The sequence below is a fragment of the Arcobacter pernae genome (assembly GCF_049472135.1).
In the GTDB taxonomy this organism is placed as follows: Bacteria; Campylobacterota; Campylobacteria; order Campylobacterales; family Arcobacteraceae; genus Arcobacter_B.
In genome coordinates, this window is sequence record NZ_JBMOVV010000003.1 from 229,104 (window position 1) to 246,236 (window position 17,133).

Annotated in this window: 12 protein-coding genes; 1 reads left to right on the plus strand and 11 read right to left on the minus strand. The window is 29.3% G+C overall.

What is annotated here, in order from left to right; genetic code table 11:
* Positions 1-6: 6 nt before the first annotated feature.
* Positions 7-1,866, minus strand: a complete 1,860-nt coding sequence (locus tag ACH5BF_RS05205) for a TolC family protein (RefSeq protein WP_423273146.1) — start codon at positions 1,864-1,866, stop codon at positions 7-9.
* A gap of 127 nt (positions 1,867-1,993) precedes the next feature.
* Here ACH5BF_RS05205 and ACH5BF_RS05210 point away from each other — a divergent pair, with 127 nt between their 5' ends.
* Entirely contained in the window at positions 1,994-2,692 is a 699-nt protein-coding gene (locus tag ACH5BF_RS05210) for a response regulator transcription factor (RefSeq protein WP_423273147.1), read from the plus strand.
* On the opposite strand, the gene ACH5BF_RS05215 is transcribed toward ACH5BF_RS05210, so the two are convergent.
* The 10 genes from ACH5BF_RS05215 to ACH5BF_RS05260 all read right to left on the minus strand — a co-directional run bounded on the left by ACH5BF_RS05215 (position 2,689) and on the right by ACH5BF_RS05260 (position 17,104).
* Positions 2,689-3,486, minus strand: a complete 798-nt coding sequence (locus tag ACH5BF_RS05215) for a sensor histidine kinase (RefSeq protein ID WP_423273148.1) — start codon at positions 3,484-3,486, stop codon at positions 2,689-2,691. The genes ACH5BF_RS05210 and ACH5BF_RS05215 overlap by 4 nt on opposite strands.
* Complete coding sequence (locus ACH5BF_RS05220) at positions 3,486-4,607, minus strand: hypothetical protein (protein ID WP_423273149.1); 1,122 nt, start codon at positions 4,605-4,607, stop codon at positions 3,486-3,488. The genes ACH5BF_RS05215 and ACH5BF_RS05220 overlap by 1 nt, the downstream gene beginning before the upstream one ends.
* 87 nt (positions 4,608-4,694) lie before the next feature.
* Complete coding sequence (locus tag ACH5BF_RS05225) at positions 4,695-8,852, minus strand: midas domain-containing protein (RefSeq protein WP_423273150.1); 4,158 nt, start codon at positions 8,850-8,852, stop codon at positions 4,695-4,697.
* Positions 8,853-8,932: 80 nt separating this feature from the next.
* Complete coding sequence (locus ACH5BF_RS05230) at positions 8,933-9,628, minus strand: class I SAM-dependent DNA methyltransferase (protein ID WP_423273151.1); 696 nt, start codon at positions 9,626-9,628, stop codon at positions 8,933-8,935.
* Positions 9,628-10,236: an ATP phosphoribosyltransferase gene (hisG, locus tag ACH5BF_RS05235; protein ID WP_423273152.1), complete on the minus strand. Its 609-nt coding sequence runs from the start codon at positions 10,234-10,236 to the stop codon at positions 9,628-9,630. The genes ACH5BF_RS05230 and hisG overlap by 1 nt, the downstream gene beginning before the upstream one ends.
* The gene (locus ACH5BF_RS05240; protein WP_423273153.1) at positions 10,214-10,849 is read right to left on the minus strand and encodes a type III pantothenate kinase; all 636 of its coding nucleotides are present in this window, start codon (positions 10,847-10,849) and stop codon (positions 10,214-10,216) included. The genes hisG and ACH5BF_RS05240 overlap by 23 nt, the downstream gene beginning before the upstream one ends.
* Positions 10,827-11,159: a hypothetical protein gene (locus tag ACH5BF_RS05245; protein WP_423273154.1), complete on the minus strand. Its 333-nt coding sequence runs from the start codon at positions 11,157-11,159 to the stop codon at positions 10,827-10,829. The genes ACH5BF_RS05240 and ACH5BF_RS05245 overlap by 23 nt, the downstream gene beginning before the upstream one ends.
* 33 nt (positions 11,160-11,192) lie before the next feature.
* A complete protein-coding gene (locus ACH5BF_RS05250) occupies positions 11,193-12,335 on the minus strand; it encodes a DUF3095 domain-containing protein (RefSeq protein WP_423273155.1) in 1,143 nt (380 codons plus the stop codon).
* Between the two features lies 1 nt (position 12,336).
* On the minus strand, positions 12,337-13,362 hold the full coding sequence (locus tag ACH5BF_RS05255) for a rod shape-determining protein (RefSeq protein WP_423273156.1): 1,026 nt from the start codon (positions 13,360-13,362) through the stop codon (positions 12,337-12,339).
* Between the two features lie 166 nt (positions 13,363-13,528).
* Positions 13,529-17,104 carry a proline dehydrogenase family protein gene (locus ACH5BF_RS05260; protein WP_423273157.1) on the minus strand — a complete coding sequence of 1,192 codons (3,576 nt, stop codon included), beginning with the start codon at positions 17,102-17,104 and terminating at the stop codon, positions 13,529-13,531.
* Between the last annotated feature and the right edge of the window lie 29 nt (positions 17,105-17,133).

The window sequence follows — 17,133 nt, forward strand, 5'->3', positions numbered from 1 at the left end:
ACTACCCTACTTATTTACAGTTTTGTATTTTTTAAAATTAACTCTATGCTTTTCTAACGTATCAATATATACATTTTTATTTAACAGTTTTAATGAAAAACCTTTCATATCAACTAAAGCTTCATTAGTATTTTCATAAGCACCATATAAAACTTTTGTTCCATTATTTGTATGGTATAAAACAATTTTTTCATTCTCAAGTTTCATCTTAGTTATAAATGTTTGTATATCTTCACTATTTTTTAATGTTGTTATATTAATAGTATATTTACCCTCTGGAATTGGAGAATTTTTAATTAATTCACTATTTTTTTCTTCAATCTTTAAATCATCAAGTTCTAAACTATTTTCTTCTACTGGTTTTGTTATATAAGCTGTTGGCTCTTCATCAAATATTAGACTATTGATTTCATCATCTAAATTTGCACTATTTTTTACTGGCTTTTCTTCTTCTAGTTCATTATCAAGTAAATTTAATAAATCATCATCAAGTTTCTTTTCATCTTTGTTTTTTTCTTCTTTTGCTTTTTTAGCTTTCTTTGAAATACTTTCAAAAGCAGGACAAACTTGAGTTTTTGAGTTTATAATTGAATTTGCCAAAATATTTCTTTGCATTAATAAATCATAATAAATACTAAAAAGTTCATACTCTTCTTCTATAATATCAATTTGAGACCTGAAATATTCAGACTCTGCATTTAAAATATCAATAAAAGTTCTTGTACCATCTTCTAATTGCTTAAGATATACTTCTTTAATATTTTTATTATCTTGTACATACTTTTTTAAGTTTTCTACTTTTGCTTTTTTATCATAGTAATTTGTGTAGCTTGTTTTAACTTCTCTTGTTACTTCTCTTATTGTGTTATCTAATACTTTTTGTTGCTCTTTTAAAAATAGCTCTTCTCTTTGTTTTGCTAGTTTTGTTTTTCCACCCTCATATAAATTCCATGCAAGAATTAATCTTACTCTATTTATATCTTCTCTTCCATTTTCTTCTTCAGATAAATCATCATCCCAAGTCATCTGCCATTGAAATCTAAGACTAGGAAGGTTTGCAGCATTTGCTTGAATATAATTTTCTCTTTGTTCTTTTACTTTTGAGATTGTTTCTAGTACTTTAGAGTTTGTTCTAAGTGTTTCTTCTATTGTTTTTTCTAAACTTTTTGGAATAAGCTTTTCATTAATAACTGGTCTACAAATATTTCCAGAAATCTCTTGAGTTGTAAGTTGTTCATATGTATTTAAAGCATTAGTTCTATCAATTCTTTGTTCCATCAATCTATCAATAACAAAATGCTTTTTTGAATTAACTTGATAACTCTCTAAAACTTCACCACTTATTTCTTCTTTTTCTTGTGCAATAACTAAATACTCATCATGAATATTAACACTATGTGTTGAAATATCAATTAACTCTTGATACTTAACCAAATTTAGATAACTATCAACTGCACTTCTTACAACTTCTTCAACTCTTCTATCACTTCTATATTTATTTGCAATATAACTATGTCTAAACTCTTCAACTTCACTTGGAGTTCTTCCTCCATCATATAAAACCTGCTCAAATCTAAAAACAGCATTCCATCCATCTTTTTTAGCTGTTGTTGGATCATTTGGTTGATTATCTCTATTTAAAGTAGTTTTAGAATCCTCAACAAATGCATCTAAATCCAATGTTGGTAAATAATCACCTTTTTCTTCATCTATATATTTTTTATATGCTTCTTTATTAAACTTTTCAGACAACACATCCGCGTTACTATCAAGAACATTAAGTACCGTTTCTTTTAGTGTTGTTGCATTTATATAAGAAGTTGCAATAAATGAAAGTAAAACTGTTTTTATGTGCTTACTAGACATCCCTATCCCAATTATAAAATTATTTATATTTTACGTTATATTTTCATGTTATTATACTTAATTTACCTTGCATTTAGTTATAATAATGTAACATTAAATATTCACACAGGAAAAGGCCTATCTATTTATGTCAATTAATAATAAAATTGAATTACTGAAGTCCCTAACAATTCTTTATGTTGAAGATGAAGAGGAAATAAGAAATAATATTAATCAGGTTCTATGTATGCTTTCTAATAGCGTTATATCAGCAAAAGATGCAAAAGAAGCACTTGAATATTATAAAAATAATAAAATTGACATAATAATAAGCGATATAAATATGCCTGAAATTTCAGGAATTGAATTTATAAAAATAATAAGAGAAGAAAATAAATATATTCCAGTTATTTTATTGACTGCACACAGTGAAACTAACCTACTACTTGATGCAACAAAATTGAAATTAAGTGATTATTTATTAAAGCCTATTAACTTAGCAGATTTAAAGGGTGCCCTAAATAAGGCTCTTGATGATTATATTCAACACAATGGATTTTTGATCAAATTTCCAAATGATATTGTTTATAATATCTCTAAAAAACAGTTATTTGAAGAAGAAACTCAAAAAGATATTACAAATAAAGAGATTCAATTATTAGAGTATTTATATGAAAATAAAAATAGAACTGTAACAAAAGAAGAAATAAAAGCACATTTATGGGAAGATGAATATGAAGCTACAGAAGCTGCTTTAAAATCTGTATTAAGTAAACTTAGAAAAAAAATTGGTAAAGACTCTATAAAAAATATTTCAGGAGTTGGATATCAACTTAAATATCTTTAACTTTTTATAGGTAAAGATATTTTAAACTTTGCTCCATCATTTATATTCTCTACTGAGATTTTTCCAGACATATTATTTTCAACAATTAACTTTGTCATGAATAAACCTATTCCCGTTCCATCCTTCTTTTCAAAAGTAACAAAAGGCTTAAATATCTCATTTAAATACTGTTCTTTTATTCCACCTGCATTATCAACTACTTCTGTAATACAATAACCATTTTCTTCATATACTTTTACATCAATATGGCCATTTTTTACTTTTCTATTAATCAATTCATCTTTAGCATTTGTGATTATATTTATCAAAGCTTGTGAATACTCATTTTTAAAACCCAAAATTACAGGATTTGATTTTATTACAATATTTACTTTTATATCTTTATTACTCAAAGTTGTACTTAAAATATTTACAACTCTCTTTATTTGTTCTGATATAGTAAATTTAACTTTTTGTTTTTCTTTTGAGAAAAAACTTCTAAAGTCATCTATTGTACTAGACATATGTTTTGTTAATTTGTCAGATTTTTTTATGGCATCAAGTAGCTCACTATTTGATACTTTTCCATTAAGTTCAAGTTTTGTTTCTAAAACCATTAAGACAGAAGACAATTCCATTAAAGGTTGTCTCCATTGATGAGCAATATTCCCAATCATTTCACCCATTGCAGCCATTTTTGATTGCTGAATACAAACTTCATCTTTTATTTTATTCTTTCTTCTTTCCTCATTTAAAAGCTTTCTTAGATTCTGTATTTCTAATTGAAGTTCTTCCACTGAGTTAGTTGTTTCCACTATCTTACCATTTCATCAAATATTGATAAATAAAAATCATTTATATTTGTAGTATCTTCACCCTCAAAAGGTAATGGACCTGCCATTTGATTTACTTCAAAAAATACAATTTTATCATCATTTGTAATTGCAAACTCAATGCAACCTGTATCATAATCCATTAGTGATATCATCTCTTTTGCAATAGTTGAAGCAAATTTAAACTTTTCACTTTTTTTCTTTACTTCATGCCATTTTACTTTCATATTTACATTGATATGAATATGCTCTTTATTATAATAATCTTCTTCCTCTGTCATATTCTGTCTTTGTTTAATTGAAAATACTTTTGCATTGTTTTCATAATTAGTAAAATAACATCTATATTCATCTTTTATTTCAAAGGCAGGTGTTATAAGTAACTCTCTTTGTCTTTGTTTATGAATAGATAAAGACTTTTTTAATTCAGGGTAATCTATATTGTTTTCAATATTTTTAAAGATTACACCTTTACCTTCTTGAATACCATCATTTTTAAAAACTATTTTATTGCCTAAATTACTCTTAATAAAATTCATAAAAACTGGATAATCACTTGCTTGTAAATTATAAGGGATAATTACATCTTGAACATATTTTTCTCTATTTTTGTAAAGTTGTTTCAAAGCATGCATTTTATTCATACAACCAACATTTAACATTGTTGCTTTATTTGGTTTTGCAAGTTTTCCATTATTTTGTTCTAAAAGTATTTCTAATATTGAAAAAAACGGATGAGAAAATGATTCTCTAAGACTAAAATAATATAAACCTTCTAAATCAACTTCTACAATATCTTGTCCAACAATCCTAAATAATTTTTCATTATAAATAAACAATGCATTGTTATACCAAAATCTACAGTTTACATTTTCTTTTCGAAGATAGTTTAATAATAAATAAGATTCTATAATTGAAGACTCTTTTACCATCGTTTGAGGATTAAAGTTTCCTTTTCCACACATCGGATAATGACTCCAAACTTCTAAGTAGTTTTTGTTTTGCAAATGTGCCATTTTTGAAAATTTGTCATAAACTGTTTTTGTCATTGTGTCTAAAGAAATAATTGCAGTTGAGATTTTGTCAGATAGTTTTTTATCCATTAATTAGCCTATTTTTTGGTAATTTGTTTGAAATAAAATAACAAACAAGGAAATTGTACCTTGTTTATTATTAATATAATATAACTATTAAATGTCGTCTACATCCACATCATTTTCGATTAAAACAGTTACATTATTGTTTGTATATTCAAAGAATTCACCTTCTTCACCTTCAACTGTTTTTGAAGTTTCACTCTTAGTCCAATCAGATGAATCTTCTAAATTAATTTCATCCCCATTATCACCTTTGATTATTAACTCATTATTATCATCAGTAATATCAATAATATCTTCAATATTTAAATCAATTTGTTGATTTTCACCATCAGTAAAATCAATAACCTCAATATTCTCAAGTTTTGCTACTATTTCAGTTAAATCAACATTTTCATTATCAGATAAATCTATATCAACTTTATCAAATCCATCTTCTAAATCAATTGGATTACTATTTGTTACTTCATTACCATCACCATCAAAATACTTCTCATATCCATCAGTTGTATTTTCATCTGTTGTATCTTCGTCTGTTGTATTTTCTGGTACTTCATCTGTTGTATCTTCATCTACTGTGTTTTCATCAGCAGTATCTTCTGGTACTTCATCTGTTGTATCTTCATCTACTGTATTCTCATCAGCAGTATCTTCTGGTACTTCATCTGTTGTATCTTCATCTACTGTATTCTCATCAGTCGTATCTTCTGGTATTAAATCTATTGTATTTTCAGATGTAGTATTTTCATCTATTGTATCTTCATCTACCGTACTTTCATCTGTTGTGTCTTCTGGTATTAAATCTATTGTATTCTCATCTACTGTAGCTTCATCTGTTGTGTCTTCGGGAACTAAATCTTTTGTATCCTCGTCTACTGTATTTTCATCTGTTGTATCTTCTGGTACTAAATCTGTTGTATCTTCTGGTACTTCATCAGTAGTATTTTCATCTACTGTATTCTCATCTGTTGTGTTTTCTGGTACCTCATCTATAGTATTTTCATCTACTGTATTCTCATCTGTAGTGTCCTCTGGTACTAAATCTTTTGTATCTTCGTCTACTGTATTTTCATCTGTTGTATCTTCTGGTACTAAGTCTTTTGTATCTTCATCTACTGTATTCTCATCAGTAGTGTCTTCTGGTACTAAATCTGTTGTATCTTCTGGTACTTCATCAGTAGTATTTTCATCTACTGTATTTTCATCTGTTGTATCTTCTGGTATTTCATCAGTAGTATTTTCATCTACTGTATTCTCATCAGTAGTGTCTTCTGGAACTAAGTCTTTTGTATCTTCATCTACTGTGTTCTCATCTGTTGTATCTTCTGGCACTAAATCTTTTGTATCTTCTGGTACTTCATCAGTAGTATTTTCATCTACTGTATTTTCATCTGTTGTATCTTCTGGTACTAAATCTTTTGTATCCTCATCTACTGTATTCTCATCTGTTGTATCTTCTGGTACTAAATCTGTTGTATCCTCGTCTACTGTATTTTCATCTGTTGTATCTTCTGGTATTTCATCTACTGTATTTTCATCTACTGTATTCTCATCTGTAGTGTCTTCAGGTACTAAGTCTTTTGTATCTTCATCTACTGTATTCTCATCTGTTGTATCTTCTGGTACTAAATCTGTTGTATCTTCATCTACTGTATTTTCATCTGTTGTATCTTCTGGTACTAAATCTGTTGTATCTTCTGGAATATCCCATTTATTTTCATACCCATCTGTTGTATCTTCAAAATGAGATGCTTCAGGTACATCGTTTATTGAGATAGATTTAGAATAATCAGCTTGAGATGTTACAGATTCTCCATCTTCAATAGTATATTTAGCATAATCGTTTCCACTATTTCCATAGTCATCATCATTTTCACCTTCCCAAATACTATCAATAATATCTAAAGTTAAAGATTCATCACCTTCATTTGAATCGCTATCGCCCAATGCTGTAACTGTAACGTCAAAAGGATTTCCATTTAAATGAGTATCTTCTGTAGCTGTTAATTTAACTACTAATACTTCTGTTCCATCAGAATCAAGTGCAATACCTTCAACTTCAGCAACTAAACCTTTTCTAACAGCATCTACAGATATATCAAAATCACCATCATGATATCTTGCATCTCCACTTATTCTAAATAGAATATGTTGAGTCTCACCTTCAGCAATAGATTTATCTCCTGAATTATTCATTTTATAATCGCCATTGCCTGTTTGCATTAGTTCACTACCAAACTGTACATTAAAAGTACTTGTAGAACCATTGTTGTTATTACCTTTTGATGTTCCATCATCTTCTTCAATTCCATAGTTTTGGTCTTTATTACTATTTCCTTGATGAGCTATCCAGAAACCTCCATATCCTAAATCTTTTGTATCTTCAGGAGCTGTATCTTCTCCAGTATCTTCTGCTGTTGTATCTTCCGGTACTTCATCTGTTGTATTTTCATCTACAGTACTTTCATCTGTCGTATCTTCTGGTACTTCATCTTTCGTATCTTCATCTACTGTACTTTCATCTGTCGTATCTTCTGGTACTTCATCTGTTGTGTTTTCATCTACTGTAGACTCATCCGTTGTGTCTTCTGGTACTAAGTCTTTTGTGTCTTCATCTATTGTATTCTCATCTGTTGTATCTTCTGGTATTTCATCTGTTGTGTTTTCATCTACTGTAGACTCATCTGTCGTATCTTCTGGTATTTCATCCGTCGTATTTTCATCTACCGTACTCTCATCTGTTGTATCTTCTGGTATTAAGTCTTTTGTATCTTCTGGTACTTCATCTGTTGTATTCTCATCTACTGTAGACTCATCAGTCGTATCCTCTGGTATTTCATCCGTCGTATTTTCATCTACTGTAGATTCATCTGTTGTGTCTTCTGGTACTAAATCTTTTGTATCCTCATCTACTGTATTTTCATCTGTCGTATCTTCTGGTATTAAGTCTTTTGTATCTTCTGGCACTTCATCTGTTGTATTTTCGTCTATAGTATTTTCATCTGTTGTATCTTCTGGTATTTCATCCGTTGTATTTTCATCTACTGTAGACTCATTAGTCGTATCCTCTGGTACTTCATCTGTTGTATTTTCATCTACTGTACTTTCATCTGTTGTATCTTCTGGTACTAAGTCTTTTGTATCTTCATCTGTTGTATTTTCATCTGTTGTGTCTTCTGGTTTTAAGTCTTTTGTATCTTCTGGTACTTCATATGTTGTATTTTCATCTACTGTAGACTCATCTGTTGTATCTTCTGGTATTTCATCTATTGTGTTTTCATCTACAGTACTTTCATCTGTAGTGTCTTCTGGTACTTCATCTATTGTATTTTCATCTACTGTAGACTCATCCGTAGTGTCTTCATCTACTGTATTCTCAGGTGTTGTATCTTCTGGTATCTCATCTGTTGTATTTTCATCTACAGTACTTTCATCTGTAGTGTCTTCAGGAATAGTATCTGTTGTATTTTCATCTACTGTATTTTCAGGTGTTGTATCTTCATCAATTGCATCTGTAGTGTTTTCATCTACTGTATTTTCAGGTGTTGTATCTTCTGGTATTTCATCTGTTGTATTTTCATCTACAGTACTTTCATCTGTTGTATCTTCTGGTACTGTATCTTCTACAAGTTGAGCTTCATCATTTTCAGGTGTTGTATCTTCAGTGTCTTCTGTTTCTTCAGTATCTTCATCAGATGTATCTTCTGTTTCAATTCTTTCACCTCTTGAAGTATCAGCAGGTGTTGCTTCTTGACCTCTAGTTTCTACAATATTTAAATAAGCTTCACCTTGGTTTTCTCCAGCCGCTGCTGCTTCTAAATTTTCAACTAAAGATCCAAAATCATCAATAATAGAACCATCAATTTCTGCCATTGTACTATTTGATAAGTTATCTTTTAATAGATCCACAACTTGTGTATTTTCTAGATTAGGATTGTTTAATGCTTTTAAAATTTCTTGGTCTCCATCCGCTGTTGATGAAACCCCAAGTGCCGTAAGTAATGAGAAAGCATCTGTAGGATCATTGGCTTTAATTAGATCAGCCATATTATCTAAAACAATTTGAACTTTTTCACCATTGTCATTTAATATAAGAACTACAGACTTTTCATCTGAAGATAAAGTAAAAGTATAACTATCCGCACCAACAAAATAGAACTGTTCCCCTTCTAAGGGTTGAAAGTTCATATTATTTTGAACTTCTTGTTCTTGTATTTCTCCGTTTGTTTGTCTAACTAATAACTTAATCATGGCATTTTCCTTCTAGATATTTTCTTATACTTTAATTATAAAGTAAAAAAGTTGCCTAGAAGTTGCCTAGATAAAAATTATTAATTTTTTTTACAAATAAAAATAAGCTTGTCAGATTCCTCTTCGCTATGTAAGTTAAAATCTCTTATTTCTTGAACTTTAAAGCCAGTTGTTTCAAGAAGATTTTTTAAGAACTCTTTTGAGTGATACTCTTGTACAATAAAATCAGCCTCTTTTGAGAAAAGATTGCTTTTTTGTTTTGTAAATAGTGTTAGATTCGTTTGAAGTTTATCATCTTCAAAAATAGCATCTATTGATATGAACTTATCTTTTAAGTCCATAGTTATACAACCCTGAGCGATTACATCAAATCCAAAATAAGAGTTTACATCAAAGATAAAATATCCATCTTTATTTAATACAGAATAAACATCTTTTATAAAAGTTTGTAAATACTCTTTATCCATGTAATTTAATACATCAAAAATAGCAGTAGCACAATCAAACTTTTCTTCTACTTCATCTAAAGGTATAGCAGATGCATCTAAACCTTTTGCTTTACAAACTTTTATTTGTTCAACACTTAAATCAGTTCCAAAAGCTTTTTTACCATTTATTTTAAGATTTTCTAAAAAGTATCCTTGACCACATCCAATATCAATGATATTGTCAAGTTCATTTACCATCACAAACTCCATAAACTGTCTGTGAAGTTCATAAACCTCATCTTCAAAATCTAAATAAGGCTCTATTTTTGAGTATAAATCTAATCCCATTAAAGTACTTCTTCTATCTTCTCTTTTAAATCTAAGATTAAATCTTTTTTAGCATAGAAAGCATTTTTATTAGCTATTAAGTGAGCTGAACTTTCCATAATAGTAGGACCTACTTCAAGTCCATTTTGTTTCATAGTTTCACCCGTTTCTACAATATCAACAATACAATCAGAAAGATTAACTAACGGTGCAAGTTCAATAGAACCATAAAGTTTAATAATCTCAACAGCCATTGCTTTTTCTTCGAAAAATTTCTTTGCAATTTTTTCATGTTTTGTAGCAACAGTGATTTTACTTTTTGTTAAATCTAACTGCTCACCTTTTCTTAGTCCAAATGCAACTTTACATCTTCCAAGTTCTAAGTCAAGTAGTTTGATTAAGTCATACTCTTTTTCTTCTAATACATCAAGTCCAACAACACCTAAGTCAGCTGCTCCATGCATTACATAAGTTGGTACATCTTGATTTCTTACATTTAAAAATCTAAATCCTGATTTTTCTAGTATTAACTTTCTATCTTCAAATACAAACTCTTCACCAAAAGCTTTCTCAAACTTAGCTAGAGTCTCCTTAGCAATTCTTCCCTTAGGCAATGCAATTGTTAGCATCAATAATCCTTTTCATGTTCTCAAATATTAAATCTTTTTTATAAATACTATTTTTAAAATATTGGCTTAATAGCTTTCCATCCCCACCTGTAAATATTATGTGCTTATTTTTACTTATTTCTTTGATGGGTAAAATGATAGATTTTAACATAGCGTATTGTATAGCATCTTTTGTTTGAAGCGGTATTTTATCTAAATTTATATTTTTTTCAAAATCAAACTTTAGTTTTTTAGATATTTTTGGATAAGTTTTCATAAAAGCTCTAAAACCAGGTAATATAAAACCACCTTTGTGAATACCATCTTCCATAATATCAACTGTAATAGCACTTCCAGCATCAACTATTACAGCATTTTTTTCATATACACAAGCAAGTGCCCTATCTATTCCATGACCTACATAATCAGTTTCAAACTTTAAATATTTTTTTATATTTATTGCATTTGGATTGGCTTTTAAAAGTTTTTTAGTAGCTTTTTTATTTACAGAAACATAAACAATTTGTTCTGAAAATGAAGGTATTTCATCTTTTAAACTAAATCTTTTATGCTTTTTATTTATTAAAAAATGAAAAGTTGTATTTCCAATATCACATAAAATCAACTCTAACACTCCATGAGTTTTCTTCTAAATACTTTTTGGCTTTTGAGCATAATGGACTTGAAATAATCAACTCTTTTTTCTTAAAATTATGTTCTTTTAAAGAGGCTAGTTTTTCACATAAAACCATTAATTCATCTGCATTTTTTCTTAAGAACCTACTTTTTGCATCTACTTTAAAAATTGCATAATATTTTGAGTCCACACTTGTTGCACTATAAATATCCATTTTTTTTCTTGAGCCTAAAGCTTTTGGTTCTACTTTTTCAATTTGCTTAAATAATATATCTTTGTTTGTATAATAGTTTGTAAGTTCTTTCAAGTTAAGTTATCCTTATATTTAAATGGATTATATCTAATTGTCACTTTTATCTTTTAAAACTCTTTGTTTAAAAGCTTTTGCAGCAATTGCATAACCACCATTTGAGGAGTCTACAAAGTGAGCATGCTTACCATGTCTCTCAAAAATCAAACAAGTCATTAAAGCTGCATTTGATTTGTGTAAACCATAAACTAAAGTATTTTTTTCAAACTCTTTTTCTAAATAAGTTTGCAGTTTTAAAGTCTGTTCTTTAGTAGTTGAAACTACCATTCTTAACACATCATCAAATTTTTCTGCATCAATTGAAGAGATTGTTCTTTTTCTGTAAGAGCCCCATTTCCCAATATTTCCCTTCATCAAAAACAAACCTATTATATTTATAAGTTTTAAACCCATTACATTTATATATCTCTTTAAAGAGTTTTTTTCATAAATAGAAGCTTCAACTTTTAAATCATTGTTATTAAAACTAAGTTTTAAATTACTATCATTTAAAGGAGATCTTTTATTTTTATCTCCTACAATTTTTTCAATATTATCTAAGATATTTGAATAGTAATTATCATCAGCGGCTTTAATTATAATAGCTAAAGTGTCATCTTTAGGTGATTTTATAGCTTCCCATCTACACTCTAAACCTTCTAAATCAACATTTGTACTCTCTAATAGTTTCTCTTTTATAAAAAACTCTTCACTATTTTTTAAAAGCTCATCAGCATACTCTAATCCACCACCTTTAATGATGGCTTGAAAGCTATCTTCATTTAGTTTTAATTTAGTAATAAGAAGGGATTTTTTATTTTCATATATTTTTGAAACAGGAATAATCCCTACTCTTAAATCTAAGAAGTAAGACTCTTTAGATATTTTTTTCACAGCAAGTAAGGCTTGTTTACTTTGATTAAGTATTGTTTTTGGAATAAGAATAAATGCCCCATCTCCACCAAAAACAAAAGGTAAATCTAAAGTTTTATCAATATTCAAAATAGAGATAATACTTAAAGCACCTACCATATTTACTTCTTTATATTTTCCCTCATTTATAGCAATTGTTGAGTTTTTTACATCAGTTACTATAATATACCAATCATCTGGCATTTCTTTATAGCTACTACTATTTATAATATCTTTTATTGACTCAATACTACTTAGATTTTTGTAAAAGTCTTTTTGCATATTAATCATCTAAAAGATTTAGAAGTTCCATATTTTTTAAAACTTCTGTTGTACCATTTGATACAGCCATTAAAGGATCTTCACTTACTCTAACAGGAAGTTTTATAATATTTGATAAGTATTTATCAATCCCTCTTAATAAAGCTCCCCCACCTGTAAGAATCACTCCATTATCTATAACATCGGAAGCTAAATCAGGAGGCATTTGTTCTAATAGTTTTTTTACAGAGTTTGAAATCTCTTTTAAAGGTTCTGCTATTGCTTTTCTAAACTCTTCACTATTTAATTTAATAGTTTTTAAAAAACCAAAGTTATCTTTACCTTTCACCTCAACAATTAAAGGCTTATCAAGTTTTATAGCAGTTCCAATAGCAAACTTTATTTCTTCTGCTGTTGATTCTCCAATAGTTAGATTATAACTTTGTTTTACAAACTTTACTATTGCTTCATCAAAGCTATCTCCAGCTGTTCTAGTTGCTTTACATAAAACCAATGAACCCAAAGAAGTAAGACCTATTTCAGTTGTACCAGAACCTATATCTACAACTATATGACCATTTGGACTATTTACAGGCACACCTGCTCCAATAGCTGCTGCTAAAGGCTCTTCAATTAAGTAAACCTTTCTAGCTCCTGCTGCCATAGCTGATTCTTTTACAGCATTTCTCTCAACTGGTGTTACACCATAAGGAATACAGATAATAATCTTTGGTTTAAAGAAAAAGTTCTTTTTATATGCTTTTTGAATAAAATAGTTTATCATTATTTCAGTTGTATCAAAATCAGCAATAACCCCATCTTTCATTGGTCTAATTGCTCTTATATTCAATGGTGTTTTTCCAAGCATTCTTTTTGCTTCTAAACCAACTGCTATTACCTTATCTTGTCCTTTATTATTTTTTTGTATTGCAACAACAGACGGTTCATTTATAATAACCCCTTTATTTTTAGTTGTAACAATCATATTAGCAGTACCTAAATCAATAGCGATATTAGGTGCAATAAAATTTGATAAAGTATTAAACATTTTTTTTCCAAGCCGAATTTTTTTTAGATTATATAAGTAAAGCAGTTAAAAAGCGATGAAGTAGTTTGTTTTAATATTCAAAACTTACAGCCCATAATAAGCACAAGATAGGAAACAACAGTTAGTATAGGCTGTAAGGTTTGAATAAAAATAAGAGAAAATTCTCTTATTTTTTGTGTTCTCTAGCTCCTATATTTCCATATCTATGGAAAGAGTGAGAAACTGATTGTTCAATGAAGTAGTTTAGAAGTTCTAATCTTCCTTCCATCATTGGTTTTTGTCTTACGATAAAAGTTACTGATTTATTAGCTTCTTCAAATACAGCAGGACTAACTTTTGCAATATCTGAGTAAATTACTCTATCATATGAAGAGATATTTTTCATCATTTTCTCTTCACTTTGAACAACTAAGCCATCTCTTGAAGTAAATAATTCTTCTTTATTTTTTTCTAAAAACTCTTTTACAAGACTATTATTTTCAATCGAAACTTTAAAATGAACTCCAGCAACTCTTGCAGCTAAAACTCTTGAAACAGCTTCAAAGATTGTATCATCATCAGATACTCTAATTAAAACATTTTCTAAAGGAATATATCTAAAGTGATTATCCTCTCCTCTTACTTTACAATAATCTTTTTCTACGCTAAATTCATTTTCATAGTTTTCATAGTAAGACTGTAAAGCAATTGATAACTTCTCAAAATCCTCTTTGTTATGATGAGTTTTTGAACAACTTTCAATAAAACTTGCTAAATCAGAACTATATCTTCTACTTACACTTGGTGTTTTAGTTTCAGTATAATCAACAAATTGAGTAATATAATTATAAATACCTACTTTTCTACCTGCACCAATTGCAGATTTACCCATACCACCAAATGGTTGTCTTAAAACTATCGCACCTGTAGTTCCTCTATTGATATATAGGTTACCAGCTTTTAAGTTTGCTTTCCAGTACGCAACTTCTCTTTCATCTAAAGATTCAATTCCTGATGTTAAACCATATCCAGTAGAGTTTACAATCTCAACTGCGTGTTTTAAATCATTTGCTTTCATAACAGCAAGTACTGGTCCAAATAACTCATTTTTATGAATAAATGCACCCTCTTTTACACCCCACTTAATTGCAGGTTTTAACATATACTCATTATCATCAGCATATGAAGGTTTTAATGCCCATTCTTCACCATCTTCAAGCTCATTAATAGCTTTTTCAAGTGCACCACTAACTTTATTTGCTAATGTTCCAATTCTATTTGAAAAATCCCAAACAGAACCAACACTCATAGATGAGGCTGTATCAACTAAAGCTTTTCTAAAGGCTTTGTCATTATAAACTTCTTCTTCTAATACAAGAAGTGAAGTAGCACTACACTTTTGACCTGAGTTATTAAATGCACTTAAACATACATTTTTAACAGCTTGGTCTCTATCTGCCATATTTGTAACAATAGTTGCATCTTTTCCACCAGTTTCAGCAGTTAAGAATAAATCAGGTCTTGTTTCTAACATATTATATGCTGTATCTTCACCACCAGTTAAAATTACAAAATCAACATCTTTATTTGCTATTAAATGCTCACCAGCAAGAGCTCCCGGACAAGGAACAAACTGTAAAACATTTTTAGAAATACCAGCATCCCAGAAACATTTACACATTTCGTATGCTGTTAATGCAGCAACTGACGCAGGCTTAATGATAACAGTATTGCCAGCAGCTAAAATAGAAGCTACACCACCTAAAGGAATAGCAACAGGGAAATTCCAAGGTGGTACTACTACACCTACACCTTTTCCACTAAACTCTAAGTTTTCATATTTATCCCAGTATTGTGCACTATGTGAATAAAACTCAATAAAGTCAACTGCTTCAGATACTTCAACATCAGTTTCAGTAAATACTTTACCAACCTCAGCAGCCGCAACACCAATTAAATCATCTCTTCTCTGTCTAACTTTTATAGCTGCTTGTTTAAGCATTGCATGTCTTTGTTTATGAGATAAATTTCTCCATCCGTCAACATCAGCTTTTGCAACATCAACTGCTCTTTTTAAATCTTCAGCAGTTGCATTTGCAAACTTACCTGCTAAAACACCCTCTTTTAATTGAGACTTGTCAATAGCTTCAACGATTTTTCTATCTTGTGTTAAATCCTCACCACCAACTACAACAGGAGTTATTTCATGTTCTGTATCTTTTGAGAACTTCCATTTTTTTACAATATTTCTTGCCCACTCTTGATTTTTTGGTAATACAAAATCAGTATCAGCTTCAGCATGGTAATCGCCTGTATCATAAGAAGAACCATTAAAGTCATCCCATTTTTCTTCTAATCTATTTTGCTGTCTTTTTGCACCAACAAATGAAGTTTTCTCATTTTCGAAAGATTTTCTAAATAATTGGTCTTGCATTTTCCAATCTTTTGAACCAACTTCTAAACCAAATGAATATCTAATAAAGTTATTTGGACCTGTATTTTCATCAAGTCTTCTAACTAAATAAGCAATCGCATTTGTAAACTGCTCTTTTGAAGCTGTTGGAGCATATAAAATTGCATTTTTTGTAATCTCTTTAATAGCAAGTCTTGCTGGCTCACTCATACCTTCAAGCATCTCAATTGTATGATATTTTGAAGTTTCATTTACTCTTGCTAACTCAACGGCAAAAGCTTGTTCGAATAAGTTATGAGAACCTGTTCCAACATGCATAAATGGTGCATTTTCACTTTGAAGTGCAAATCTAATCATTCTTTTATAGTTAGAATCTGTATCACTTTTATCAGTATAAGTTACCATTTCCCAGTGCTTTTGAGAGGCTTCTGTTTCTTCCATCTCCATGTTAGCACCTTTTACAAGTCTAAACTTAATAGGACTTCCACCCTCTTCAACTCTTTTCTTAGCCCATGCACATAAATCTTGTTGAACTAAGAATGAATCTGGAATATATGCTTGAAGTACAATCCCTGCATAAAAATCTTTAAATTGTGGTTGAGCAAGTGTTCTTTTAAATACCTCAACTGTAATATCTAAATCTCTATACTCTTCCATATCTAGATTAATAAATTTATTTGATTTTGTACCATCTGGTGCAATATAAGGATATTTCTTTGCTTGTTCATAAATTCTTGTTAATTTTTTAACCAAAGTTTGAACAGTTCCCTCAAAATTTAATGGATTAATTTGAGAATATATAGTTGAAATTTTAATAGAAATATAATCAATATTTGGATTTTCTAAAGCTTTTAAATATTTTTGGATTCTTTCCTCAGCCTCTTCTTCTCCAAGAACTACTTCACCAATTAAGTTAATATTTACTCTAGTTCCCTCTTCTTTTCTTAATTTAAGGTGTTTGTTAAATGGCTCTTCTTCACCTTTGATTACTACTGTTTTTGTATCTTCTCTAATTTGATTTACAAACATAGGAACAGATAAATCAGGTAAGAATTTACCAAAGTTTTTAAATAACCATAAAAGCGTCTTATCTTTAGTAGTAAAGAAATGTGCCATTCCATGTTTCTCTAATAAAAATATAATCTGATTAGCTACTCTTTCATTTGACTCACATCTAAAACATTGGTCCATTAGTTCAATTAATAAAGCTTTATCTTCTGGATGCTCAAGCATCTTATTCATCTTTACATAAAACTCTCTATCCCAGTCACTTACAAGCTCAGTTGCTCTGTTTTGCCATTTTTGAGCTAACTTAATTGATGATTCTATTAGTTCTTGTTCATTTTTCATCTATCTTTCCTTAAAATTTATTGTTTTTT